Below are 23,924 nucleotides of genomic sequence, written 5' to 3'. Positions count from 1 at the left end.
CTCAGCGCAGGATCGCCCGTCCCAGCGGCAATCCGCGTCCGCCTGTCGCGGAGGAGAGGGCGCTGACGAAGAGGTAGACGCCCACGGCGGTGAAGGCGAACACGACGTACCCGCCCGCGGTGGTGGCCGCCGTGGAGCCACCCACCGTGCCGTACAGCACCAGCGCGAGCGCCACGTCGACCAGCACGAACAGCAGCGTGAACGCGAGGGGCAGCCGTAGTGTGCCCAAGGTCAGCAGGACGACCGTGGTCAGCCACGCGATCAGGAACAGCCCCTGGGTCGCGGTCGCCGCGTCGGCGGAGATGCCGAACCAGTCGTGGATCAGCCCCAGGACGAGAACCGCATAGCTGAGCCAGAATCCGGCGAACACAGCGAAGACCGCGGCGACAGCGTTCTGCCCGAGCGAAGCCGCCCACGCGGCCGCCACGAGCTGGCCGACGCCCGTCGCGGGCAGGATGATGGCGATCGAGGCGCCGACCGCACTTGCCGGGACGTACCCGGTGAGCACGAGGCCGAGCGCGATCGCACCGACGATGAACGTGGGCACGCCGATCAGGCTGGGATCGCCGGCGGGCGCTGTCTCCGGGGCGGTTCGGGTTTCCTGGACGGTGGCAGTCGACATGGTGGCTCCTCGTTGAGCGTCGGACGGGCTGTCGGTCAGTGTGGGCGGTCGAGGATCAGCCAGCCGCCGTGGAAGGTCGAAACCCTGGCACGCCAGCCGGTTCTCTCGCCCAGCTCGACGAGAGCGGGGAGGTCGAACCGGCGGACGTGCCCGTAGTCGGCGTCCGGAACCTCCTCGAACGGGACGGCGGCGATCACCTTCGAGCGCGCCAGCCGCAGGGCTTCGGCCAGTACCGCGTCTCCCTTCGTCGGATCGAGGTGTTCGAGCAGGTGGACGACCGTGACCGTGTCGGCGCACCTGTCCGGGAGCGGCACCCGCGCCGCGTCGCACACGAGCGTTTCCAGCGGCGCGGCGCGGGCGGCGGCAACGGTCTCCAGCAGCCGCATGGTCCCGGCCACGATGTCCGAGGCGATCACCTTGGTGCGCGGGCGTTCGGCGAGCAGCAGCGGGAGAAAACCGAAGCAGGACCCCAGATCCAGCACTCTCCCGGCGGGCACCAGCCTGAGCAGCCGCGCGTACACCGGGGCGATCCGCGCGATCAGCGGCGGGGCGCCGCGCGGGTCGCGCAGGTGCGCGAGCGTGTTGGTGTAGAAGGTGTTCCAGGCCAGTTCCGGGTCGGGCAGCGTGCTGCGCACGAGCCCGGTGAACACGCGCTCGAAGATGTCCTGACCGCACAACCAGCCGGGCGCGAACAGCTCGTCGATCAGCACCCCGGTCAGGCCGTTGTCGAGCTGCTCCGGGCACAGGTGGTGGCTGACCTCGATCCGCCGTCCGGCGCGGCGCAGCCGGAAGTGCTCGGTGCGCACGACGGCCGGCCGTCCGTCATCGGCGGAGCGCACGACGCGGACGAGGTCGTCGAGGTACTGGCCGACCGGAAACGGCCCCAGCGGATCGATGGTCGAGGTCATCTCGCCACCAGGTCGAGCGCCATTCTGTCCAAACCGGACAGATCCCGCACTACGCGCACCCGGCCGCAGTATTCGCTGTACGCGGGCAGATCGCAGCCACCGAGGCCCCAGGAGTAGCGCGGCTCCGGGGTGAGCCAGATGACCTCTCGCGCGCGCCGGGAGATCTCCGCGAACGCGGTCAGGTTCGGGTCGTTGCCGTTGCCCCGGCCGTCCCCCAGCACCAGCACGGTGGTGCGGCGGGTGATCGCCGACGAGTGCTCGGCGAGCAGCTCGCCGAACGCGGTGCCGTAGTCGGAGTTCGCGTCCACGTCGACCACGTCGCCGCCGAAGATGAGCCCCAGCGCCCGCTCCACCGGGTATTCGGCGAACAGCTCGGTGGTCTCGGCGATCCCGTCGACGAAGGCGAACGAGCGCACCTGCGCGAAGATGTTCTGCAGGCCGTGCACCAGATGCAGGGTGAACCGCGCCGTCGCCCGCACCGACAGACTCACGTCGGCGAGCACGACAAGGCGTGGCCGGTCCTCGGCGCGGCGGACCGTCACCGGGCTGAACGGGATGCCGTCGAAGCGCATGTTCCGCCGCATCGTCCGGCCGGGGTCGACCCTGCCCGCGCTGGCGATGCGCCGGCGATGGGTCAGCGCGCCGCGCAGCGTGGAAGCCAGGCGCCGCAACGACTCCTCCAGCTCCGCGCGCTCCCCTTCACCGGCCTGGTCGACCTTCGCCGCGCGTCGTTCACGCGACTCGACGACCTTGTTCTCCAGTTCCAGCAACGCTTCCAGATGCCGCTTCAGCGCCTGCGGCAGGTTCTCCAGCACTCCCGCGAGGCGGCGGCGCAGCCGGGCGGCGTCGTCCTCGTCGCCGGCGTCGTCCGCCTGGTCGAGCCAGCCGAGTAGCGCGTCCTGCTCGGCGATGCTCAGCGCGGCGTCGACCTTCGTCCCGGTTTCCCGGGACAGGCGCCCGGGCACGCCCGCGCCGTGCAGCCGGTCGGTGTCCAGCTGCACGCGGTAGCCCGCGTCGCCGGTGACGGTGTTGTCGGTGGAGAAGACGATCTCGTCGGTCATCGAGGCGAGGTCGATCTTGTTCGCCTCCTGGTGCAGGTTGTACTGCTGCGCCAGGTCTTCGGCGTCGAAGTAGTCACGGATGTCCGAAGGCTTGCCGTGTTCGTGCCCCTGCTGCGGCGTCTCGCTGGGCTCTTCGGACAAGGTGAAGCTCTCCAGCTCGCCCGTGTCGGAGAGATCGTCGTGACTGTGGCCGTGGCCGTGCCCGTGGTCGTCCTCCCCGACGCGGACCAGCGCGAAGAACGCGTCGAAGATCTCGTCGAACGCCGCGTCGTCGCGATGGTCCTTGACCAGCGCGAGGCGCAGCGCCTCCTTGAGCGTGGCGCGGTCGGTGAGTATCCCCGGCTCGGCCGCGCAACGCAGCGCGTCGAGCGTCTCGGGCACCGAAATCCGGACGTCCCGCAGCCGCAACAGCCGGACGAACCGGTGCAGGCTGGCTTCCATCGCCGCCTCCTACCGGGCCCGGCCGAAGGACCTGCTCCCCCGGTCGGCGCTGACCTTGGGCGGCTCGTGGGAGTGGCCGTGCCCGTGACCGTGGCCGTGGTCCGGTTCGGGAATCTCGGCGTTCGGATCCACCAGGCGTGGCAGGGCTTCCAGCGCGCGGCGGACGTCCTTGTCGTACTTGACGACCACCGAAACCGTGTCCGACAGGACAGGGGCGGTCAGCTCGTCGACCCCCAGCACGGCGAGCGTCCGCGCCCAGTCGATGGTCTCGGAGATGCTCGGGGACTTGCGCAGCTCCAGCTCGCGCAGCCCACGCACGATCTCGACGAGCTGGCTCGCCAGCGCCTCGGGCAGTCCGGTGTCCTTGCTGCGCACGATGTCCAGCTCGCGTTCGGCCGACGGGTAGTCCAAGAACAGGTGCAGGCACCGGCGTTTGAGCGCGGCCGCGAGGTCACGGGTGTTGTTGGAGGTGAGGATGACGTACGGGCGTCGCCTTGCGGTGAAGGTGCCGATCTCCGGGACCGAAATCTGGTACTCCCCCAGCATTTCCAGCAGCACGGCTTCGAGTGCCTCGTCGGCGCGGTCGATCTCGTCGATCAGCAGCACCACCGGTTCCTCCGACCGGACGGCTTCCAGCAACGGACGGCCGGCGAGGAAGCGCTCGGAGAAGAAAACGCTTTCCTGCTCGCCGATCCGGTTCACGGCGTCGTGCAGATCGGGGGCGTCGGCGACGAGCTGGCCGATCTTCTCGCGCAGGATCTGGGTGTACAGCAGCTGTTTCCCGTAGTCCCACTCGTACAGCGCGCTGGCTTCGTCCTGGCCTTCATAGCACTGCAGGCGCAGCAGGCGCCGCCCAGTGGCCGCGGCCAGCGACTTCGCGAGCTCTGTTTTGCCGACGCCGGCGGGGCCTTCCAGCAACACCGGCTTTTCCAGCCTGGTGAGCAGGTACACCATCGTCGCCAGCCGCTGGTCGGTGAGATATCCCTGCACCGCCAGCGCTTTCCCGGCCTGTTCCACCGATTCGAACGCGGTCACCCGCAACCCTCCTTCGTCACGAAGGGGGCGGGCGCTCGCGGCCCGCCCCCTGCCCGGTTCAGCTGATCAAGTCGTCCAGGTCGCCGTTGAGACAGTGGTCGACGACGGGGCGGACGGTTTCGAAGGTGCATTCCTTGGCGTTGCCCGGGGTGCAGGCGTCGCCGAGGACGTGGTTGGTGATGCGGTCGACGTCCTCGTCGTCGCCCTTGATGACGCTCGCCTGCTCGTAGTACTTCGTCGGCCCCTGGCCGAGCCGGTTCTTCGAGTAGCTGTCCTGGGTGACGTCGGTGAACTTCTCCGGGATGCCCACGTCGCGCAGCAGCCGGATGGCGGCGTTCAGCGCGGCGTCGGCGGCCTGGACCCGCGTCATGCCATGGGTGTCGATGCCCATCACCTCCGCGATGTCGGCGAAGCGCTGGTAGGCCACCGGCATGTTGAACGCCCACACCCTTGGCAGCGCGATCGCGTTGTTCAGCCCGTGGTGGGTGTCGTAGAAAGCGCTTACCGCGTGCGAGATCGAGTGGATGATGCCGAGGCCGCCGGAGTTGAACGCCTGCGCGGCGATGTACTGCGCGTACATCATGCCCTCGCGGCCGGACAGCTCGGTCGGGTTCCAGGTCGCCTGGCGCAGGTTCTCCGCGGTGAGCTTGATCGCGCGCAACGCGTTGCCGAGCGAGGGCTCGAAGTTCAGCCGCGAGACGTAGGGCTCGGAGGCGTGCGCGAGGACGTCGAACCCGCACTGCGCGGTGTAGTCGATCGGGCAGGAGTAGTACAGCACCGGGTCGTCGACGGCGAGCGTGGTGACGGAAGCGTCGTCGAAGGCCACGTACTTGTGGGGGTTGTCCGGATCAGTGGTGGTGTCGGTGATGACGTAGGCCCATGACGTCTCCGAGCCGGTGCCCGCCGTGGTGGAAACCGCTATGTGCGGCGGGTTCTTCGGGTTTTCGGACTTGTTGAAGCCCTCGAAGTCGTTGACGTTGCGGCCGTCGTGCGCGACCGAGATCCGCGCACCCTTGCAGGCGTCGTGGGAGGAACCGCCGCCGATGGAGACGAAGCTGTCACACTTGTTCTCCTGGTACAGCCGGACGGCGTCCATGACGTTGTAGTCCTTGGGGTTGGACTCCACCTTGTCGTAGAGCACCACCTCGAGGCCGTGGTACTTCAGGGATTCGGTGATGGTGTGCACGATGTCGGAACCGCGCAGGCCGCTGGTCATCACCAGGACCTTCTTGAAGCCCAGTTTGAGGGCCTCCGGCCCGATCATCTCGTGCGAGCCCGGGCCGAGCAGCGCGCGCGGGAACGGGTGGAACTCCTTGATGGGGAACGGCTTCAGCAGCTCGTCGACCTGCATTTCGATCCTTGTCCTTCCTGCGCGAGAGCGACTGTGGTGACGCGCACACCGACGCTAACCGGGGTATGGCCGGGCGGAAACGCTTGCGCGGCAATACTCCTCGGGCGGCAGCGCAGGTTCGCACGTTCGGCCGGGCCGGTACCTGCCCGATCGGAGGGGGTGTCGGCGGAAGGGGTTCCGGGCAAGGAAAAGGGCCGGGCACCGTGCGGTGCCCGGCCCTCCGGCCGGTGGGGTTTTCCGTTGCGTGGCCTCGCCGGTCGGCCGGACCTGCCCTGGCGAAACCCGGTGCGGCGTCAGAAGAACCCGAGCTTCTTCGCCGAGTAGCTGACGAGGAGGTTCTTGGTCTGCTGGTAGTGGTCGAGCATCATCTTGTGGTTCTCGCGCCCGATGCCGGACTGCTTGTACCCGCCGAAGGCCGCGTGCGCGGGGTAGGCGTGGTAGCAGTTCGTCCACACGCGACCGGCCTTGATGCCGCGGCCGAGCCGGTAGGCCTCGTTGCCGTCGCGGGTCCACACGCCCGCGCCGAGGCCGTAGAGCGTGTCATTGGCGATCTTGAGCGCCTCGTCGGGCGAGTCGAACGTCGTCACCGACACCACGGGGCCGAAGATCTCCTCCTGGAAGATCCGCATGTCGTTGGTGCCACGGAAGATCGTCGGCTCGACGTAGTACCCGCCGGGGTATTCGGGCACCGTGCGCGGAGCGCCGCCGGTGAGGATCTCGGCACCTTCCCGCCGGCCGATGTCGATGTAGGACAGGATCTTCTCGAACTGGTCGTTGCTGGCCTGCGCGCCGATCATCGTGGCGGGGTCGAGCGGGCTGCCGCCGGCGATGGCCTTCGTGCGCGCGAGGGCGCGCTCCATGAACTCGTCGTAGATCGCCGAGTGGATCAGCGCCCGCGACGGGCACGTGCACACCTCGCCCTGGTTGAGCGCGAACATCACGAACCCCTCGACGGCCTTGTCCAGGTAGTCGTCGTCGGCGTCGGTGACGTCCGGCAGGAAGATGTTCGGGCTCTTGCCACCCAGTTCGAGGGTGACCGGGATGATGTTCTCGCTGGCGTACTGCATGATCAGCCGCCCGGTCGTGGTCTCCCCGGTGAACGCCACCTTCGCCACGCGCGGACTGGACGCGAGTGGTTTGCCCGCCTCCACCCCGAATCCGTTGACCACGTTGAGCACGCCGGGCGGCAGCAGGTCCGCGATCAGCTCGACGACCTTGAGGATGGACGCCGGGGTCTGCTCGGCGGGCTTGAGCACCACGCAGTTGCCCGCGGCCAGCGCGGGGGCGAGCTTCCAGGTGGCCATCAGGATCGGGAAGTTCCACGGGATGATCTGCCCGACCACGCCCAGCGGCTCGTGGAAGTGGTACGCCACCGTGTCGGCATCGATCTCCGCGATGCTGCCTTCCTGGCCGCGGACGGCACCGGCGAAGTAGCGGAAGTGGTCTACCGCGAGCGGGATGTCGGCGGCGAGCGTCTCGCGCACGGGCTTGCCGTTCTCCCAGGTCTCGGCGACCGCCAGCTCCTCGAGGTGCTCCTCCATCCGGTCGGCGATCCTGTTCAGGACGTGGGCACGCTCGGCCGCCGACGTCGCGCCCCATCGCGCGGCGGCCGCGTGGGCGGCGTCCAGCGCGCGGTCGACGTCCGGCGCGGACGATCGCGCGACCTCGCAGAACACCTGGCCGTCCACCGGCGACGGGTTCTGGAAGTAGCGGCCCTCGGCCGGGGCGACCCAGTCGCCGCCGATGAAGTTGTCGTACCGGGCGGCGTAGCTGACGACGCTGCCGTCGGCACCGGGATGGGCGTAGGCCATGGAAGCACTCCGTTTCACTCGATCACGTCGGTGTGACGGGTGCCAACTTGCCCGGACGAGGTTGGGGCGATGTTGGGATCAGTCGCGCGACGCCTCGAGCAGGCGCGCGGCCACGAGGCCCCGGCGCCCGTCACCGGGGGCCAGCAAACCGCGCGCGTATTCGTGCACCTGAAGGTCGAACGGGTGCCGCTCGCCGTAGCGCAGCGCGAGATCCGCCTGCCGCGAGCCGAGGACGGCCTCGCGGACGGCGACCTCCAGATGGTCCCGCCAGCGGATGATGCCCGGCGCCTCCGAAGCCGGGAGCAACGGCGCGGTGTAGCGGCGGACGGCGGTCTCGGTGTCGCCGTTTTTCAGTGCTGCCAACACCTCCACGGCGTCGCACTCGATCGGCACGGTGAGCGCGTAGCGCCGGTTCGCGACCGCACCCCGCAGCGTGCGACGCAGATGGGAGGCCTCGGCACGCAGCGTCGTGGTGGTCACGGGCTGCTCCCCGTACAACGCGTCGCGCAGCCCCTCCGGCGAGAACCCGGCAGGCTCCAACGCGAGCAGGGTCAGCACTTCGCACTGACGCGGGGAGAGCCGCAACGGGACACCGTCGAACGTCGCGAGGCCGGAACCCAGGCAGGACAACCGGATTCCGCGCGAGGCCGGCGGCCTCGTCCGCAGCCGGGACTCGATCGCGGCGACCAGTGTGCGGACGGTGGCCATCGCCAGCGGGTGCGTGCGGTCCCAGGTGGTCGACAGGTCGAGGACCCCCAGTTGCCTGCCGGCCGGATCGCGGATCGGCGCGCAGTAGCAGACCCAGCCGTGCAAGGCCGCGACCAGGTGTTCGGCCGAAAAGACACGGTGCGCCCGTCCGGTGCGCAGCGCGAGGGAAAGCGCGTTCGTGCCCATGTCGGGTTCGTTCCAGCGCCCGCCGGGGGCGAAGTTCACGCGCTCCGCCTTGCGTCGCATGACGCGGCCACCGCAGGTCCACAGGATCGTGCCGGATTCGTCGGTCACCGCCGCGACGAACCCGGCGTCGTCGGCGATGTCGCGGAGTTCGTCGGCCAGTTCCGTGACCGGGCCCCGCAGGGGCGATTCGCGCCAGCGCGCGCCGACCTCACCGGCCACCGGAGCACTGTCCCGTCCAGGGTCCACAGTGGACAACGATCGGGCCCATGAGTCGGCCACTTCGACGCGCAGCTCCGGGGTTTCCGGGCGCGCGTTGGCCGGCACCCAGCGACCCCATTCCCGCTCCAGCACCGCGCGGCGCCGCTGGAGCCCCTCACGAACTGCCATTGCGCGACCTCGTCGTCCTCGTCCCGGCGCGATGGTCCCCAGCATGACCGGCCGGCGGCGTCGGCACACCTGTCCGTTCGGAGGGTTTCCGCCCACCCGGTGAGCGAGTTTTCTCCACCGCTCCCCGAAAGTGCCCTCCGGCGCGCGTCCTACCAATAGCGCACGGAACAGATCCAGCACGGTGCCGACGTCTCGTCGTGGTCGCACAAGGCGTTGCGCGCGGCTTCCGAACGCCGGAAGTCCGTGAGGCGTCGCCGCAGCCACTCGCGCAGGGTCAGCCTGCCGGAGCCGGGCGCCGGGCCCGGGGCACTTTCCTCGCGCCCGTACTGAAACCACATGTCAATCGTCCACCCTGGAATCGGCGTGCCCTGGTGCACGATATCCGCGGGCCGGTAAAACGGGTACAGCCATCGGGACGAGATCTCCGGCCATCTCAGCAAAACCCCGCGCGGACCTTCTCCCGCACCGGCGCACGGCCGAACCGGGCGGGCTGGCAGGTGGTTTCCAGCACCGACATCCACAGATCGCCATCCGGGTCGACCTGGTTGCGGCGACTGGTCATCAACGACAACGGGACGTGCACGAAGCGCCGCCGCCAGCGCGCGACCGCCGCTTCGGTACGGCCTGCCATGGCGGCGTGCACCGCGGCATGGGCCAGCCGGAGGCAGTACACGCTGTCATAGGCGTTGGCGGCGATGCTGCGGACCGCGTAGCTCGGGTCGATGTAGCGCATCGTGGGCGTGAGGCCCTCCGCGGTGAGATGAGCGGTGATTCTTTCCTTCACCAGCTCGCCGATGTTGCCGAGCTTCACGTTGCCCGAAGCGTCGGTGCCGCGGCCGTTGTGCCGCGGCACGCCGAGGTGTTCCTGGCCCGCACCCTCGGCGAGGACGATGACCACCCGGCCCTTCGTCCGCACCTGCTGCTCGACATGGGCCAGCAGGCCGTCCGCTCCCTCGAGCACGAAAGGGACTTCGGGGATCAGGACGATGTCCGCGGCGTTGGCGGCCAGCGCGGCATAGCTGGCGATGAACCCGGAGTGCCGCCCCATCAGCTTCACGATCCCGACCCCGTTCGGGCTGGCCGCGGCTTCGACGGCGACCGCGGAGATGAAGTCGGTGGCCCGCGCGAACGCGCTCTGGAACCCGAACGACTGGTCGGTGAAGGGCAGGTCGTTGTCGATCGTCTTCGGCACGCCGATGACGGCGATGTCGAGACCGCGCGCCCTGATCGCGTTGCCGAGGAACGTCGCGGCACGCATACCCCCGTCACCCCCGATGACGAACATGACGTCGACACCGCGGGCGACGAGGGTGTCGACCATTTCGTCGGCGTCCTGGCCGCCGCGTGAGCTGCCCAGGATGGTGCCGCCGGCGTGGTGGATGTCGCGAACGTCCTCGGGCGTGAGTTCGACGGTGTCCTCGCGGTGTTCGGCCGTCAGCCCCTGCAGGCCGTTGCGGAAGCCCAGGATCCGCTTGACCTTGTAGTGCACGGAAAGTTCCTGCACCAGGCCGCGGATGACGTTGTTGAGACCGGGGCACAACCCGCCGCAGGTGACGACACCGGCGGTGACGGTCGCCGGGTCGAAATAGATTTTCCGGCGGGGCCCCGCCGCTTCGAAGCTCGGGACGAGTCCGGCCGGAAGATCGTGCCCGGCCAGCATCGAAACGGTGTCCTCGAGCAGGACACGATCTCCTTCCGCGACGTAGTGCGGAGAAGTCTGCTTGGTGGAAAGCGACTCGGAGAACGGCGAATCGTAACGGCATTCGCCGAGGTGGCGAACGCGGAGGTCGTCCAGGTGCAGCGTCACCGAGTCTCCTTGGTCGTGCCGGCCGGCGAAGTCAATTCGAAGGTGGTGTGCGTGATGTGGCGGACCTGCCCCCGGGAGATCAGGAGCGATTCGGCGATGGTCGCGCCCTCGCTTTTCCTTGGCCTGCCGAGCAAAGGCCCGCCGTTGACCCCTGTCGCGACGAAGAAGGCTTCGCCGGCCACGAGTTCCGTGCAGTCGTAGACGCGGTCGAGTGACATGCCGGCCGCACGGATGGCGTCGGCTTCCTCGTCGCGTTGCGGTGCGAGGCGGCCCAGCATGCCGCCGCCCAGCGCCCGCACCGCCGCGGCGGTCATCACCCCTTCCGGAGTGCCGCCGACGCCGAGCAGCAGGTCGATGTCGAGCGTCGGCAGCAACACCGCCAGGCTCCCCCCGACGTCGCCGCCCGCCGGCGTCTGGACGGACGCGCCCGCCTCCAGCACGCGGGCGATCAGCTCCTTGTGCCGCGGTTTGTCCATGATCATGACGCGCAGGTCGCCGACCTTCTTGCCGAGTGCCTCCGCGACCTTGGCCAGGGTGCGCTCGGGCGCGTCGTCGAGATCGATGACGCCCTTCGCCCGCGGCGGCACCACGATCTTGTCCATGTAGAACCCGGGCCCCGGCGACCACAGGGTGCCGGACTCGCCGAACGCGATCGTGGCCAGCGAACCGGGCAGATCCCTGGCACAGAAGGAAGTTCCTTCGAGGGGATCCACGGCGATGTCGAAATCGGGGCCGCGCCCGGTGCCGACCTTCTCGCCGTTGAACAGCATCGGGGCGTCGTCCTTCTCGCCCTCCCCGATGACGACGGTGCCCCGCCCCGGCGCCCCGGCCAGTGCCGCGCGCATGGCCGCGGTCGCCGCCGCGTCGGCGGCTTTCTGGTCGTTGCGGCCCACCCAGGCATAGCTGGCCACCGCGGCGCTGCGCGTGGCGGCCAGCGCCACCGCTTCCAGGGTACTGATGTCGGTGGCCTGCATTTCGGACTCCTCAGGGCTGGAAATGGCTCGGAGACTGTTTTGAAGTGGTTTGCGTGGCGGTGCGGGTAGGGGAACCGCCGCGATCACTCCAGATTCGCGTGCAGGCGCCACAACTCGCGGGCCTGCGTCCCGCCGGTCTTCCACAACGTGTGGAACAGCGCGTCGGTGATCAGCAGCACCGACTGTTCGAACAGGCTGCCGGCGTACTGGACGGAGGCGGTCCCGTCGAAGTCCTGCTTGTCCGCGGCCGGGACGACGAGCACCTCGGTCGCGATCTCGGCGAGTGGCGAGTCGGCCGCCGTGGTCAGCGCGATCACGTCCGCGCCATGGTCACGAGCCGACTGCGCGGCGCGCACCACCCGGCCGGTGGTCCCCGAGCCCGAAGCCGCGACGAGGACGTCGTGCTCACCGATGGCCGGAGCGGTCACCTCGCCGACGACGTGGGTGGGGAGGCCGAGGTGCATGAAGCGCATCGCGGCCATCTGCAGCGCCAGCCCGCTGCGCCCGGTGCCGATCGTGAACACCTTCGGCGCCTTGAGCAGCAACGCGCCGGCCCGCGTCCAGGCCGGGTAGTGCACCCCGGCGCTCACCCGGTCCACCTCGCCGACGACGGCACGCGTCGCGTCCGAGAAATGACGGGGATCGAGTTTCTCCGAAATCGACTGCGTCACCGGAATTCTCCTCCATTTCGGGTGGTCGAAAAAATGATTGCCCGCCCGGGTAAGGGCCGACAAGGCGCCGCGGCATAGGGAAGCGCTATCCCCGGATCACGAGGGCGAATGCCGGCGCACGGACCGCACGCTTCGCCGGGCCGCTTCGACCACGGCCTCCGTGGTGATGCCGAACTGGCTGAACAACGTCCTGAAGTCCGCCGAAGCACCGAAATGCTCCAGGGACACGATCTCGCCCGCGTCACCGGCGAACCGGTGCCAAGGCTGCGCCACACCGGCTTCGACGACCACCCGCGCGCGCACCGACGGGGGCAGCACCTGGTCGCGGTAGGACCGGGCCTGCCGGTCGAACCAGTCCACGCACGGCATCGAAACCACCCGGGCCGGGATCCCTTCGGATTCGAGGATTTCCCGGGCGGCCACGGCCAACTGCACCTCGGAACCGGTACCGACGAGCACCACTTCTGGGCTGCCCGAGGACGCCTCGGCGAGGACGTAACCCCCGCGAGAAACTCCCTCCGCGGAGGTGCCCGCGAGGACCGGCACGTCCTGGCGGGTCAGCGCCAGCCCTGCCGGGCCCGTGGTGTCCTCCAGCACGGCTTTCCAGGCGTGCGCGGTCTCGTTCGCGTCCGCCGGGCGCACCACCGACATCCCGGGGATGGCGCGCAACGACGCCAGCTGCTCCACGGGCTGGTGGGTCGGCCCGTCCTCGCCGAGCCCGATCGAGTCGTGCGTCCACACGTAGATGGCGGGCAGGCGCATCAGCGCGGCCAGGCGCACCGCGGGACGCATGTAGTCGCTGAAGATCAGGAACGTGCCGCCGTACGGGCGGGTTCCGCCGTGCAGCAGGATGCCGTTGAGGATGGAGCCCATCGCGTGCTCACGGATGCCGAAATGCAGCGTGCGCCCGTAGGGCTGGGCTTTCCAGGCGCCGGTGGAGATCTCGGCCGGGCCGAAGGAGTCCGCGCCCTTGATCGTGGTGTTGTTGCTCTCGGCCAGGTCCGCCGATCCGCCCCACAGCTCCGGCAGCACCTCGCCGAGCTTGGCCAGCACCGCGGCCGACGCCTTACGCGTGGCGACGCCCTTTTCGTCCGGCTCCCAGGAAGGCAGGTCGCCGGCCCAGCCGGGCGGGAGCCCGCGGGTGCTGATGCGGTCCAGGAGCGCCTTGCGCTCGGGATTGGCCTGTGCCCAGGCGTCGAACTCGAGCTGCCATTTCTCGTGATCGGCCCGGCCGCGCCCGGCCACCTCGCGGGTATGGCGCAGAACCTCGTCGTCGACGTGGAAACTCCGCTCCGGATCGAACCCGACGGCGCGTTTGACCCCGGCGAGCTCCTCGGCGCCCAGCGCGGCGCCGTGTGCCTTGCCGGAGTTCATCTTGGTGGGCGCCGGGAAGCCGATCACGGTGCGGAGCACGATCAGCGTCGGGCGGCCGGTCTCGGCCTTCGCCTGCTCGACCGCGGCCAGGAACCCGGCCACGTCCTCACCGCCGTGGACCGTGAGGACCTGCCAGCCGTACGCCTCGTAGCGCTTGGCGGTGTCCTCGGACAGCGCGATGCGGGTGTCGTCCTCGATGGAGATCTCGTTGCTGTCGTAGATCACCGTCAGGTTGCCGAGCCGCTGGGTTCCGGCCAGCGACGACGCCTCGGCGGTGACGCCCTCCTCGATGTCGCCGTCCGACGCGATCACGTAGACCTGGTGGTCGAACACGCTCCGGCCCGGCTCGGCGTCCGGGTCGAACAGCCCGCGCTCGCGGCGAGCGGCCATCGCCATCCCGACCGCGTTGGCCAGGCCCTGGCCGAGCGGGCCCGTCGTGGTCTCGACACCGACGGTGTGCCCGTACTCGGGGTGGCCCGGGGTCGGCGAATCCCACTGGCGCAAGGACTTCAGGTCTTCAAGCTCCAGTCCGTATCCGGAGAGGAACAGCTGGATGTACAACGTGAGGCTCGAATGCCCGGCGGAGAGCACGAACCGGTCCCGCCCGAGCCACCGCGCGTCGCCGGGATCGTGGCGCATGACCCGTTGGAACAGCGCGTAGGCGATGGGCGCGAGGCTCATGGCCGTGCCGGGGTGACCGCTCCCGCAGTGCTCGACCGCGTCCGCGGCCAGCACGCGGGCGGTGTCGACCGCTCGAGTGTCCACATCGGACCAGTCTTCGGGTGTTCGCCGCGTGGTCAGGCGAGCGACCTCGTCAGCGGATTGGTTGGGTGCCATGGACCGCACTCCTTCGCCGTGTGATCGGGGTCAGCGGGTGGCGCGTTTTTTGAGTTCGGCCGCGGCGGCGCCGGGGTCGGGCGCGTTGTAGATCGCGCCGCCGGCGACGGCGACCTTCGCGCCGGCTTCCCGCACCGATCCGATCGTGTCGACCTTCACGCCACCGGCAATGGAGAACGGCACCCCCGCCAGACGCCCGTCTTCCAGCAACTGATCGATCGAGTAACCCGGACGCGCTTGCTCGTCCAGGCCGGCGTGGATTTCCACGAACGACACGCCCAGCTTCGCGACCTCCCGAATCCGGGCGACCCTGCCGTCGACGACGCTGATCATGTCGGCCACGACCTGCTTGCCGTACTTGCGGCCCGCCGCGACGGCACCCCGGATCGTGTCGTCGTCGACCGCGCCCATCACGGTGACCAGGTCGGCGCCCGCCTCGAACGCCAAACCGGCTTCCAGCTCACCAGCATCCGCGGTTTTGAGGTCGGCGAACACGAGCTTGTCCGGGTGCGCGGCCTTGATCGCGCTCACCGCACCGATACCCGCCGACTTCACCAGCGGAGTCCCCAACTCCAGAATGTCCACATGCTCGGACACCTGATCCGCCAGCGTCAAAGCCGACGGAAGATCCAGCACATCCAACGCAACCTGCAACTGCACGGCAAACTCCTAGCCACTACGAGAATTCGGATCGGTCCCACCACCTTCACCCGGAAACCCGAATCCCGACAACACCCCCGCACATCCGGAAACGCAATCCCCTAATGCGCACTCCGAATATCCCGGCACCGGCACCGGCCGTCCTATTCTCGGAACCGTGTCGAACCAGCCGTTGATAGCTCCGTCCATCCTCTCCGCCGACTTCGCCCGCCTCGCCGAGGAAGTGACCGCCGTACAAGGAAAACGCGGCGCGGACTGGCTGCACGTGGACGTCATGGACGCGCATTTCGTGCCGAACCTGACCCTGGGCCTGCCCGTCGTGCGGTCGCTGCTGGCCGCCACCGGCATTCCGGTGGACTGCCACCTGATGATCGAAAACCCGGATCGCTGGGCGATCGGGTACGCGGAAGCGGGTTCCTACAACGTCACCGTGCACGTCGAGGCCGCCGAGGACCCGGTCATGCTCGCGAAGAACCTGCGAGCCGCGGGCGCCAAGGCGGGGCTCGCGATCAAACCGGGCACACCGCTGGAGCCCTACCTCGACGTGCTCAAGCACTACGACACCCTGCTGGTGATGTCCGTGGAACCCGGTTTCGGCGGCCAGAAGTTCATCGCCGACGTCCTCGGCAAGGTGCGCAGGGCACGGACGCTGGTCGACGCCGGCCACCTGAACCTGGTGGTGGAGATCGACGGCGGGATCAACGCCGACACGATCGAGCAGGCGGCCGAGGCCGGCGTCGACTGCTTCGTCGCCGGCTCGGCCGTCTACGCGGCCGCGGATCCGGCGCAGGCCGTGGAAGGCCTGCGCCGTCAGGTGGAAGCGCTGGCCGCGCGCTGATCACACCCCGAGCATGCGCCGCAGATCCGTGGCGTGCCGCCGGGACACGGGCACGAACTCGTGCGCCCGGGAGTCCATGATCAGGAACAGTTCCCCCTTGATGCCCCGCTCGATTTCCGCCACCCGGCGGAGGTTGACCAGGAACCGCCGGTGCACCCGGCGGAACCCGTGTGACGTCAGCGATCGCTCGACGTTCTCCAGACCGCGGGTCGCGGCCTGGATCCGGCCCCGTTCGGTGATCAGCCAGACGATGTTCCGGTCGGCCTCGGCGTAGCGGATTTCCGAAGGCGCCAGCAGCACCAGCCGGTCGTTGCGCATCCCGATGACGCACCGGGGCAGCGGGCCGATCGTCTCGTCGGCGTTGCCCTCGTAGGCTTCGCCCTCCTGCACGCCGAACATGCACAGCATGCCCACCACGTGGTTGGAGTCGACGACGGACCGCATGGTCAGTGGCGTGGGCTCTTCGCCGGGACAGACCGGCAGATGCGCGTAGCCGCTCCACCCGGTCGTCCCCTTCGCGCGGTCCATGGCCCACCGCACCACATCGCGCAGCCCCGTGACGTCCGGGGTCCAGCGCTCCGCCGGTTCGGTCGCGCCCGCGACGATGGGTGTTTCCCCGGCCAGCCCGAGCATCGCGACGGCCGCTTCGTTCGCGGCGATCACGTTGCCGCCGCGGTCCATCGCCATGAAGGAACCGCCCGCCTGCGCGGATTTCTTGGTGAATTCGGCGATCACCTTGTCGGCTTCGTAGATGGCGCGCCGGTAGATCTCCTGTTCCACGCACGCGACCGCCTTCGTCAGCCACGGCGGCACGAGTTTCGACAGCGACGCGTTCCAGCGCGAAATGTTGATCGACGCCACCGGCGCGCCGGTCACCACGTCGCGGATGGAAATACCCGCGCACGCCCACTGGTGGAACGCTTCGCACCAATGTTCCGGCCCGGTCACGGTCACCGGGCCGGACACCTCCAGCGACGTGCCCATCCCGTTCGTGCCCGTGCACTCCTCCGACCACGAGGACCACGGCGCGAGGTTGTGCAGTTCGGCGCGGCGCTGCGCGCTGGGGTCGCCCCAGGAGCCGAGGACGCGCCCGTCCCCGTCCGTCACGGTGACGACCGCACCGTCGCTTTCGACCGCCTGACCCGCCAGCGCGCCGAGACCGCCAAGCGCGGTGAAGATGACCCCGTTGTCGATCCCCTGGGCCTCGTCACCGCCTGCCCCCGGCGCGACATCGAGCGTGCGGTCGACCTCGTAGCGATCCCGGCACCGGTACCACGAAGCCAGGATCTCGGGCCGCACGCCGGTCTCGATGTCTTCGCCCGCGGCGAAGTTCTCCCACGCGCGGGCCACTTCCTTCGCCGATGACGTTGCCACCAAAGAGCCGTCGGGCACGCGGTCACGTCCGCTGGGCCTGCTCGGTGCGACCACCAGTGGCGGCACTCTCCCAGTCATCGCGACCTCCTTGTCGCCGGTGCGGCGGAATTCCCCCGACCGCCGGGCACTCACAGAAGTGACAAAGTAACTCGGTGCAGCAAGAGTTTTCAAGACAGGTGCATGTCGTTTCGCGAGATCGCCGTAGAACTACCCGATCGGACAGGTAGCACCGAAAAACCTTGCCACCGAGCCAAACGACGGGCAAGCGTCCGTCCGGACCGACCGCTGGTGGGCGGATGGCCGCCGTCCGGCATCGCGGCGCGACCGTTCGTAAGGGGTTCACGCACGGTCATCCCAAGCCGCTTGCCCCCGGTTCGTTCCCGAACCTAGCTTGACGCCCAAGGCCAAATCGCCGCGCCCGGCCCGATAGACCAAAGGCGGTCTCCCATGGCACAGGTACGCCGGCTCGACCCGAGTTCGCGCAACCGTGACGACACGACGGTGTTCAGGGCGTGGGAACGGTTCGCCCGCGGCGAGGACGACCTCAGCGGCGTGCGGCCGGAGATAGCGATTTCCTGGCACCGGTGCCGGGACCAATACCGGGTCGACCCCGGCCTCACCGAAGCCCCGGCGGCCGTCGCGGAGGTCGGCCACGCCCTGGAGCACGACGTCGTCTTCGCCGAGCTCGGGTTCCGCGCCGCTGCGCTGGCCCACGAGGTCGGCACGCTCGGCGGCATCGTGACCATCGCCGACGGCTCCGGGCGGGTCCTGGCCGAATGGGGCGACCAGGCCACCCGCACCCTCGCCGCCGAGGCCAACCTGGCGCCGTGGTTCTGCTGGTCGGAAGGCGCCACCGGGACGAACGGCATGGGGACCGCGCTGACGACCTACACCCCCGTGGTCATCCGCGGTGCCGAACACTGGTGCCAGGCCTTCCACGACTGGACCTGCGCGGGTGTCGCGGTCCGGGACGTGGTGACCAGGAAGCCGGTGGCGGTGCTCAACATTTCCTGCTGGCGCAGCGATCTTCCCGCCAGCGCGGGGAACTGGCTCGGCCACGCCGCCACGCTGACCCAGCGCATCCTGCGCCAGCGCGCCAAGAACGACGGCGCCGAACTGGTCGCCGCGCTCAACCACGTCCGGTCGGGCTCGAGCGCGGCGCTCGCCGCCGTCGATCGCGCCGGCCGGGTCGTGCTGGCCGACGACACCGCGGGCGCGCTACTCGGCATCCCGGGCTCCACGCCGGCACCCGATCCCGCGGTGCGGTGGAAACCGGAACTGCCGGAATTCATCCAGGCCGCCAAATACGCGGCGGAACAGGCGTCGCGCAACCACGACTGGGCCGGTTCGACGCAGATCTTCACCCGGCTCACCCACGAACCGACGGCGATCAGCTTCCGGCCGGTGTTCCTGTCCGGTCATCTGGTCGGCAACGTCGTCTCGTTCGGGGTGTCCGAAGGAGATCTACTTCCCAGGGCGAACGACGACGTCTCGCTGCGCGCGCAACCACACCGGATGGTCGCGACGCGCGAGAACCGCATGGTTCTGTTGCGGCTCCCCGAAGTCTCCTTCGCGCAGTCGGACGGCAACGACGTGTGGCTGTCGACCGACCAAGGGCTGCTGCGCTCCGCGCTGCCCGGCCTGGACCGGCTCGAAGCCGACCTGAGCGACGCCGGATTCCTCCGGGTGCACCGCCAGTACGTCGTGAACCTCAGCCGCATCCGCGAGGTCGAGCGCCGGTACAAGGGCGAGCTGGTGCTGGTCATGGACGACCAGGACCAGACCATGGTGCCGGTTTCCCGGCGGAACGCCCCCACCGTGCGCCGGGCACTGGCGATCTGACGCTCGTTTTTCAGCCCCGGTACCGGTGCACGTCGCAGACGCAGTACATGAGGCGGCATTCGAAACACGCGGGCTTGCCGACGCACGTGATGCAGGGCCCGCAGTCCACCGGCTCGGTGTGCCGCCGGACGTCGTCCGGCCCGTATCGCTCCCCGCAGTACAGGCACGGCAGGCCCGCGCTTTCCTTGTCCTGGCCCGGAATCGAGGACTCGTTCATCGGATCACCTTCGCGAACGGCGGCAGACCGGTGACCGGGTCGTCGGCGGGAACGACCCGGTCACCGGTCCGGAAAACGGGAAACCGTCAGGACATCACAGCGAGAACACGATCAGCGAAGCACCGTGTCCCTGACCGGACATGCCGGGGACGATGCCCTCGAGCCAGCCGCCCCAGCCCACCGGCACCGCGACGTACTGCTTGCCGTCGACGGTGAAGGTGCTCGGGCTGCTGTGGTGCCCGCTGCCGCACTGGAAGCTCCAGAGCTTCTCGCCCGTTTGCGAGTGGAGCGCCAGGAATTCGCCCGCGGGTGTGCCGGCGAATACCACATCCCCCGCCGTGCTCAGCGTCGAAGCGGCCATCGGCAGATTGTCGAGCCGGTGCCGCCACTTCTCCTCGCCGTGCGAGTCGAACGCGCTGACCGACCCGGCCATGTTGTCGATGTCGACCTCGACGGCGGCACCCCAGTAGGGCATGCCCTCCTTGAACTCGCGGCGACGCCGGGTGGCGGTGGCGCCCACGTCGGCGACCGGGACGTAGAACAGGTCGTGGTCCGGGTTGTACGACGCGTGCGTCCATTCCTTCGCCCCGGCGGGGCCGGGGAAGAAGTGGCAGGGCTCGCCCTCCTTGTCCGGGTACTTCCGCGGGGTCACCTTGCCGTCGCGGGTGATGACGCCCCAGTCGATCCGGTCGACGAACGGCGTGACGTGCTGCAGCTCGCCGTTGGTGCGGTCGAGCACGAACATGTAGCCGTTCTTGTCGAAGTGGGCCAGCAGTTTCTTGCCGTCCCGCTCGAACAGCGTCATCTCCATGGTGGAGTCGTAGTCCCACAGGTCGTGCGGGGTGAACTGGTAGTGCCACTTGATCTCGCCGGTGTCGACGTCCACCGCGACCACGCTGTCGGTGTAGAGGTTGTCCCCTTCACGGACCTCGCCGTCGAAGTCGGGCGCCGGGTTACCCGTGCCCGCGTAGTAGAGGTTCAGCTCCGGGTCGAACGTGCCGGTGACCCAGTGGTTCGCGCCGCCGCGCTGCCAGGCCTCGCCGTCGGCAGGCCAGGTCTCCGAGCCGGGCTCGCCGGGCTTCGGCACGGTGTAGGTGCGCCAGCGCTGCTCGCCGGTTTCCAGGTCCCAGCAGTCGATGTGCCCGCGGACGCCGTACTCGCCGCCGGCGGAACCGGTGATGAGCGTGTCCTTCACGACCAGCGGGGCGATCGAGGCGCTTTCGCCCGCCCGCACGTCGCCGATGGTCTTCTGCCAGACCTTCCGGCCGTTGGTGGCGTCGAGCGCGACCAGCTGGGCGTTCTGGGTGACCATGTAGACCTTGCCGTTCGCCACCGCGCAGCCGCGGTTGACGTTGGCACAGCACAACGTGACGTCGATCGGGATGGCGTGCTTGTAGCGCCACAGCTGCTCGCCGGTCTTCGCGTCGAGCGCCCAGAGCCAGCCGTCCCAGCCGGTGACGAACATGACCCCGTCGACGACCAGCGGGCAGGCCTCGAACGCGTAGGTCGACGTGGAGGCGATCAGCCCGCTCGCGCTCGCCTGGAAGATCCAGGCGACCTTGAGGTCCTTGACGTTCCCGGCGTTGATCTGGTCGAGCAGGCTGTGCCGCTTGCCGTCGTAGTCGCCGTAGTAGGTGAGCCAGTTGTCCGATTCGCTCCGCGCACGGAGGATGCGCTCGTAGTCCACGCCGCGCGTCACGTCCGGCGCGCTGTGCGGCAGGTTGGACAGCTGACTGTGGTCGAACGCCTTGCCGGCGTCGACGTATTCGATCGTCATGGTGGTTCCTGCCTTTCTACGGCCGCGGCTGGGCGGGTCGGTCGAGCTTGGCTTCCGGCGGCACCTCACCGGTCACGACGATGGCGGCGGTCAGCCCGCGGCCCTCGTCGTTGCCGGCGGGCGAGCCGTACCAGTAGCAGCCGGGGCCGTCCAGTTCGAGCCGCGCGGTGCCCTTCGAGTGGTTCAGCAGGCCGATGAACTGCTTGTCGCCGTTGCTGGGCAGCAGGCAAGCGTGGGTGTTCTTGTCGTCGTTGATGATCGTCAGCTCGAGAATCCCGGCGTGCGGCAGGATCAGCACCCCCGGCTCCCACGTCATCGCGTCCTCCGGGATCCGGATGGTCGCCTCCATCGTGCCGTCGGCACGCTCGGTCGCCTTCCCGATCGAGCCGGACCCGAGCACGGCACCGATGGTGGCCCTGTTCTGTCCGCCGAGCTCGGCCAGGAGATCTTCTCGTTCCTGGGCAATCGTCATCGGACTTCACCTCCTCGTCAGCAGAAATCAGCATTTCGACCGCTTCACGAAACTCGTGGTTACAGGTGCTGATTGAGAACCGGTATGCACCGTCGAGCCTGTAACGAGTCCGAACTCTACCCCCGGGAAAACCGTTCCGACATCCCTTGCCGGAGACCGGCACTACGCCGCCGTTCGCCCGGAAACAGGTACCGTTCGTGCAGATCCGAGGCGTACTTTTGGTGTCCACACTGGATTTTCGGTCCCATCGCTACGGCTGATGAGCCACCGGGGAAATCTCATGAGCGCAGCAGAAAAACGCCTCACGCGACTTTTCCGCGAAGGCGTTCCAACCGGATTTTTCAGCGTAGGTCGAACCGGTCGAGTTCCATGACCTTCACCCAGGCCGCCACGAAATCACGGACGAACTTTCCGCCCGCGTCCGCACTGGCGTAGACCTCGGATAGCGCTCTCAATTCGGAATGCGAGCCGAAAAGGAGATCGACCCGGCTCGCGGTCCACCTCACCTCGCCGGTGTCCCTGGCGCGGCCCTCGTAACTCGCCGTCCAGGCGTGGCCGTGCCGTCTCGGCGCCCACTCCGTCCCCATGTCCAGCAGGTTGACGAAGAAGTCGTTCGTCAGCGTCCCCGGCGCCGACGTCAGCACACCCAGCGGAGAACTCCGGTGATTCGCGCCCAGCACCCGCAACCCGCCGAGCAGCACCGTCATTTCGGGCGCGCTCAACGTGAGCAGGTTCGCCCGGTCGATCAGCAGGTGCTCCGGGGGCATCGGGAGACCGTCGCCAAGGTAGTTCCGGAAACCGTCCGCCGTGGGCCGCAACGCGCCGAACGACTCGACGTCGGTCCATTCCCGGGTCGCGTCGGTGCGCCCGGGCCGGAACGGGACTTCGACCTCGTGGCCGCCCGCGGCGGCGGCCTGCTCCACGGCGGCGCAACCGCCCAGCACGATCAGATCGGCCATCGAGATCCGCTTGCCGTCGTGCCGGGAGGCGGTGAACTTCTCCTGGATCCCTTGCAGCACGGGCAAAACGACGTCCAGTCGCGCGGGATCGTTGACAGGCCAGTGGCGTTGCGGCTCGAGCCGGATCCGCGCCCCGTTCGCCCCGCCGCGCTTGTCGCTGTCACGGTAGGTCGAAGCCGACGCCCACGCCGTGGAGACGAGCTGCGCGACCGTCAAACCGGATCCGAGCACCTCGCGCTTGAGGGCGGCGACGTCGTCGGCGTCCACCAGTTCGTGGTCCACCTCCGGCACCGGGTCCTGCCAGATCAGCGGTTCGGCCGGGACGAGCGGCCCCAGGTAGCGCCGGACCGGGCCCATGTCGAGGTGGGTCAGCTTGAACCAGGCGCGCGCGAAGGCGTCCTCGAACTCGTCCGGATGCTCCAGGAACCGCCGCGAGATCGACTCGTAGACCGGGTCCTCCTGCAACGAGAGGTCGGTGGTGAGCATGACCGGATGGTGTTTCGTGTCCGGGTCGAAGGGGTCCGGCACGGTGCCCTCGCCCTGGCCGTCGCTCGGGATCCACTGCCACAGCCCGGCCGGGCTGAGCTCGACATCCCATTTGTAGGCGAACAACGTCTCGAAGAACGTGTGGTCCCACTCGGCGGGCGTGCGCGTCCACATGCCTTCCAGCCCGCTGGTGACCGTGTCCGCCGCGACGCCGCGGCCGTGCCCGCCCGCCCAGCCGAGGCCCTGCGCGGTGAGCGGCGCGGCCTCGGGTTCGGGGCCACAGACGAGATTCGGGTCAGCCGGGCCGTGCGTCTTGCCGAACGTGTGCCCGCCCGCGATGAGCGCCACCGTCTCCTCGTCGCCCAGCCCCATCCGTTTGAAGGTCTCCCGGATGTCGCGGGCGGCGAGCACCGGATCGGGATTCGTCGCGGGGCCCTGCGGATCGACGTAGATCAAGCCCATCTCGGTGGCTGCCAGCGGCTCGTCGAGCTCGCGCAGACCGCTGTAGCGCTCTTCGGCGAGCCACTTGCGTTCCGGGCCCCAGTACGTCTCGTCGGGCTCCCACACTTCGACGCGGCCGCCGCCGAACCCGAAGGTCTTGAAGCCCATGGACTCCAGTGCGCGGTTGCCCGCGAAGACCATCAGGTCCGCCCACGAGATCCGGCGCCCGTACTTCTGTTTCACCGGCCACAGCAACCGCCGCGCCTTGTCCAGATTGCGGTTGTCCGGCCAGCTGTTCACCGGGGCGAAGCGCTGCATTCCGGCAGCCGCGCCGCCCCGGCCGTCACTGACGCGGTAGGTTCCCGCGGCGTGCCAGGCCATCCGGAGCACGAGCGGGCCGTAGTGCCCGAATTCGGCGGGCCACCAGTCCTGCGAGGTCATCAGCACCTCGTCGACGTCACGCGCCAGTTCGTCGAGATCCAGCGAGGCGAACTGTTCGGCGTAGTCGAAGTCCTCGCCAAGCGGGTTGCCCGCGTCCCGGGGCCGGCGCAACGCCTTCAGCTCGACCCGGTCCGGCCACCAGTCGTTCGCCCGGGCGCCGGTGTTCCGCCGCCGGGCAGGCGGCGCCTCCCCCAGTACCTTGTCGTAGGTGCGGTAGACGTGGGTGTCGGGATTCTCGGGCATG

General features: G+C 69.1%; 20 protein-coding genes. 2 read left to right on the top strand and 18 right to left on the bottom strand.

The genetic code is table 11. The features are described from left to right. Position 1: 1 nt before the first annotated feature. The 13 genes from FPZ12_RS03740 to hxlA form a co-directional block, all read right to left on the bottom strand. Positions 2 to 622: a GPR1/FUN34/YaaH family transporter gene (locus FPZ12_RS03740; RefSeq protein ID WP_144745554.1), complete on the bottom strand. Its 621-nt coding sequence runs from the start codon at positions 620 to 622 to the stop codon at positions 2 to 4. Positions 623 to 657: 35 nt separating this feature from the next. Then, positions 658 to 1,530 carry a mycofactocin oligosaccharide methyltransferase MftM gene (gene mftM, locus FPZ12_RS03735; protein WP_144745553.1) on the bottom strand — a complete coding sequence of 291 codons (873 nt, stop codon included), beginning with the start codon at positions 1,528 to 1,530 and terminating at the stop codon, positions 658 to 660. Continuing rightward, the gene (locus FPZ12_RS03730; protein ID WP_144745552.1) at positions 1,527 to 3,032 is read right to left on the bottom strand and encodes a VWA domain-containing protein; all 1,506 of its coding nucleotides are present in this window, start codon (positions 3,030 to 3,032) and stop codon (positions 1,527 to 1,529) included. Before FPZ12_RS03730 ends, mftM begins: the two co-directional genes overlap by 4 nt. A 9-nt stretch (positions 3,033 to 3,041) precedes the next feature. Continuing rightward, positions 3,042 to 4,067 carry an AAA family ATPase gene (locus tag FPZ12_RS03725; protein WP_144745551.1) on the bottom strand — a complete coding sequence of 342 codons (1,026 nt, stop codon included), beginning with the start codon at positions 4,065 to 4,067 and terminating at the stop codon, positions 3,042 to 3,044. 58 nt (positions 4,068 to 4,125) lie between these two features. After that, positions 4,126 to 5,418 carry an NDMA-dependent methanol dehydrogenase gene (gene mdo / locus FPZ12_RS03720; protein WP_144745550.1) on the bottom strand — a complete coding sequence of 431 codons (1,293 nt, stop codon included), beginning with the start codon at positions 5,416 to 5,418 and terminating at the stop codon, positions 4,126 to 4,128. Positions 5,419 to 5,711: 293 nt separating this feature from the next. Then, complete coding sequence (gene exaC, locus FPZ12_RS03715) at positions 5,712 to 7,229, bottom strand: acetaldehyde dehydrogenase ExaC (protein WP_144745549.1); 1,518 nt, start codon at positions 7,227 to 7,229, stop codon at positions 5,712 to 5,714. A 78-nt stretch (positions 7,230 to 7,307) separates the two neighbouring features. Further along, positions 7,308 to 8,510, bottom strand: a complete 1,203-nt coding sequence (locus FPZ12_RS03710) for a helix-turn-helix domain-containing protein (RefSeq protein ID WP_243769654.1) — start codon at positions 8,508 to 8,510, stop codon at positions 7,308 to 7,310. A 149-nt stretch (positions 8,511 to 8,659) separates the two neighbouring features. Further along, the gene (locus FPZ12_RS03705) at positions 8,660 to 8,848 is read right to left on the bottom strand and encodes a hypothetical protein (protein WP_144745548.1); all 189 of its coding nucleotides are present in this window, start codon (positions 8,846 to 8,848) and stop codon (positions 8,660 to 8,662) included. Between the two features lie 95 nt (positions 8,849 to 8,943). Continuing rightward, entirely contained in the window at positions 8,944 to 10,317 is a 1,374-nt protein-coding gene (locus tag FPZ12_RS03700; RefSeq protein ID WP_144745547.1) for an ATP-dependent 6-phosphofructokinase, read from the bottom strand. After that, positions 10,314 to 11,291 (bottom strand): class II fructose-bisphosphatase, encoded by a 978-nt coding sequence (gene glpX, locus FPZ12_RS03695; protein ID WP_144745546.1) that lies wholly within the window; start codon positions 11,289 to 11,291, stop codon positions 10,314 to 10,316. Before glpX ends, FPZ12_RS03700 begins: the two co-directional genes overlap by 4 nt. An 83-nt stretch (positions 11,292 to 11,374) precedes the next feature. Then, the gene (gene hxlB, locus FPZ12_RS03690; protein WP_144745545.1) at positions 11,375 to 11,962 is read right to left on the bottom strand and encodes a 6-phospho-3-hexuloisomerase; all 588 of its coding nucleotides are present in this window, start codon (positions 11,960 to 11,962) and stop codon (positions 11,375 to 11,377) included. A 96-nt stretch (positions 11,963 to 12,058) separates the two neighbouring features. After that, positions 12,059 to 14,173 (bottom strand): transketolase, encoded by a 2,115-nt coding sequence (gene tkt / locus FPZ12_RS03685; protein WP_208025723.1) that lies wholly within the window; start codon positions 14,171 to 14,173, stop codon positions 12,059 to 12,061. A 30-nt stretch (positions 14,174 to 14,203) separates the two neighbouring features. Next, positions 14,204 to 14,833, bottom strand: coding sequence for a 3-hexulose-6-phosphate synthase (gene hxlA / locus FPZ12_RS03680; RefSeq protein ID WP_144745544.1), 630 nt, complete (start codon positions 14,831 to 14,833; stop codon positions 14,204 to 14,206). A gap of 172 nt (positions 14,834 to 15,005) precedes the next feature. Here hxlA and rpe point away from each other — a divergent pair, with 172 nt between their 5' ends. Next, entirely contained in the window at positions 15,006 to 15,671 is a 666-nt protein-coding gene (gene rpe, locus FPZ12_RS03675) for a ribulose-phosphate 3-epimerase (protein WP_144745624.1), read from the top strand. Here the strand turns inward: rpe and FPZ12_RS03670 are convergent, their stop codons facing one another. Continuing rightward, a complete protein-coding gene (locus tag FPZ12_RS03670) occupies positions 15,672 to 17,123 on the bottom strand; it encodes a DNA-binding protein (RefSeq protein WP_144745543.1) in 1,452 nt (483 codons plus the stop codon). Between the two features lie 369 nt (positions 17,124 to 17,492). Here FPZ12_RS03670 and FPZ12_RS03665 point away from each other — a divergent pair, with 369 nt between their 5' ends. Then, positions 17,493 to 18,887, top strand: coding sequence for a DNA-binding protein (locus FPZ12_RS03665; protein WP_144745542.1), 1,395 nt, complete (start codon positions 17,493 to 17,495; stop codon positions 18,885 to 18,887). A 10-nt stretch (positions 18,888 to 18,897) separates the two neighbouring features. On the opposite strand, the gene FPZ12_RS03660 is transcribed toward FPZ12_RS03665, so the two are convergent. The 4 genes from FPZ12_RS03660 to katG all read right to left on the bottom strand — a co-directional run bounded on the left by FPZ12_RS03660 (position 18,898) and on the right by katG (position 23,923). Then, the gene (locus FPZ12_RS03660; protein ID WP_144745541.1) at positions 18,898 to 19,104 is read right to left on the bottom strand and encodes a recombination activating protein 1; all 207 of its coding nucleotides are present in this window, start codon (positions 19,102 to 19,104) and stop codon (positions 18,898 to 18,900) included. Positions 19,105 to 19,198: 94 nt separating this feature from the next. After that, positions 19,199 to 20,881 (bottom strand): PQQ-dependent dehydrogenase, methanol/ethanol family, encoded by a 1,683-nt coding sequence (locus tag FPZ12_RS03655; RefSeq protein ID WP_144745540.1) that lies wholly within the window; start codon positions 20,879 to 20,881, stop codon positions 19,199 to 19,201. Between the two features lie 16 nt (positions 20,882 to 20,897). After that, a complete protein-coding gene (locus FPZ12_RS03650) occupies positions 20,898 to 21,353 on the bottom strand; it encodes an MSMEG_3727 family PQQ-associated protein (RefSeq protein ID WP_144745539.1) in 456 nt (151 codons plus the stop codon). 341 nt (positions 21,354 to 21,694) lie between these two features. Continuing rightward, positions 21,695 to 23,923 carry a catalase/peroxidase HPI gene (katG, locus tag FPZ12_RS03645; protein WP_144745538.1) on the bottom strand — a complete coding sequence of 743 codons (2,229 nt, stop codon included), beginning with the start codon at positions 23,921 to 23,923 and terminating at the stop codon, positions 21,695 to 21,697. Position 23,924 lies beyond the last annotated feature (1 nt).

Source organism: Amycolatopsis acidicola (assembly GCF_007713735.2).
Classification (GTDB): domain Bacteria; phylum Actinomycetota; class Actinomycetes; order Mycobacteriales; family Pseudonocardiaceae; genus Amycolatopsis_E; species Amycolatopsis_E acidicola.
Note: the sequence above shows the minus strand (reverse complement) of the source record. Positions and strands in the feature narration are given on the sequence as shown.

Coding starts and splice junctions, on each gene's coding strand:
- FPZ12_RS03705 (WP_144745548.1), bottom strand. CDS start 8,848: ATGTGGTTTCAGTACGGGCGCGAGGAAAGTGCCCCGGGCCCGGCGCCC.
- FPZ12_RS03740 (WP_144745554.1), bottom strand. CDS start 622: ATGTCGACTGCCACCGTCCAGGAAACCCGAACCGCCCCGGAGACAGCG.
- FPZ12_RS03670 (WP_144745543.1), bottom strand. CDS start 17,123: ATGACTGGGAGAGTGCCGCCACTGGTGGTCGCACCGAGCAGGCCCAGC.
- mdo (WP_144745550.1), bottom strand. CDS start 5,418: ATGCAGGTCGACGAGCTGCTGAAGCCGTTCCCCATCAAGGAGTTCCAC.
- FPZ12_RS03710 (WP_243769654.1), bottom strand. CDS start 8,510: ATGGCAGTTCGTGAGGGGCTCCAGCGGCGCCGCGCGGTGCTGGAGCGG.
- exaC (WP_144745549.1), bottom strand. CDS start 7,229: ATGGCCTACGCCCATCCCGGTGCCGACGGCAGCGTCGTCAGCTACGCC.
- FPZ12_RS03665 (WP_144745542.1), top strand. CDS start 17,493: ATGGCACAGGTACGCCGGCTCGACCCGAGTTCGCGCAACCGTGACGAC.
- tkt (WP_208025723.1), bottom strand. CDS start 14,173: ATGGCACCCAACCAATCCGCTGACGAGGTCGCTCGCCTGACCACGCGG.
- FPZ12_RS03655 (WP_144745540.1), bottom strand. CDS start 20,881: ATGACGATCGAATACGTCGACGCCGGCAAGGCGTTCGACCACAGTCAG.
- glpX (WP_144745546.1), bottom strand. CDS start 11,291: ATGCAGGCCACCGACATCAGTACCCTGGAAGCGGTGGCGCTGGCCGCC.
- katG (WP_144745538.1), bottom strand. CDS start 23,923: ATGCCCGAGAATCCCGACACCCACGTCTACCGCACCTACGACAAGGTA.
- FPZ12_RS03730 (WP_144745552.1), bottom strand. CDS start 3,032: ATGGAAGCCAGCCTGCACCGGTTCGTCCGGCTGTTGCGGCTGCGGGAC.
- mftM (WP_144745553.1), bottom strand. CDS start 1,530: ATGACCTCGACCATCGATCCGCTGGGGCCGTTTCCGGTCGGCCAGTAC.
- FPZ12_RS03660 (WP_144745541.1), bottom strand. CDS start 19,104: ATGAACGAGTCCTCGATTCCGGGCCAGGACAAGGAAAGCGCGGGCCTG.
- FPZ12_RS03650 (WP_144745539.1), bottom strand. CDS start 21,353: ATGACGATTGCCCAGGAACGAGAAGATCTCCTGGCCGAGCTCGGCGGA.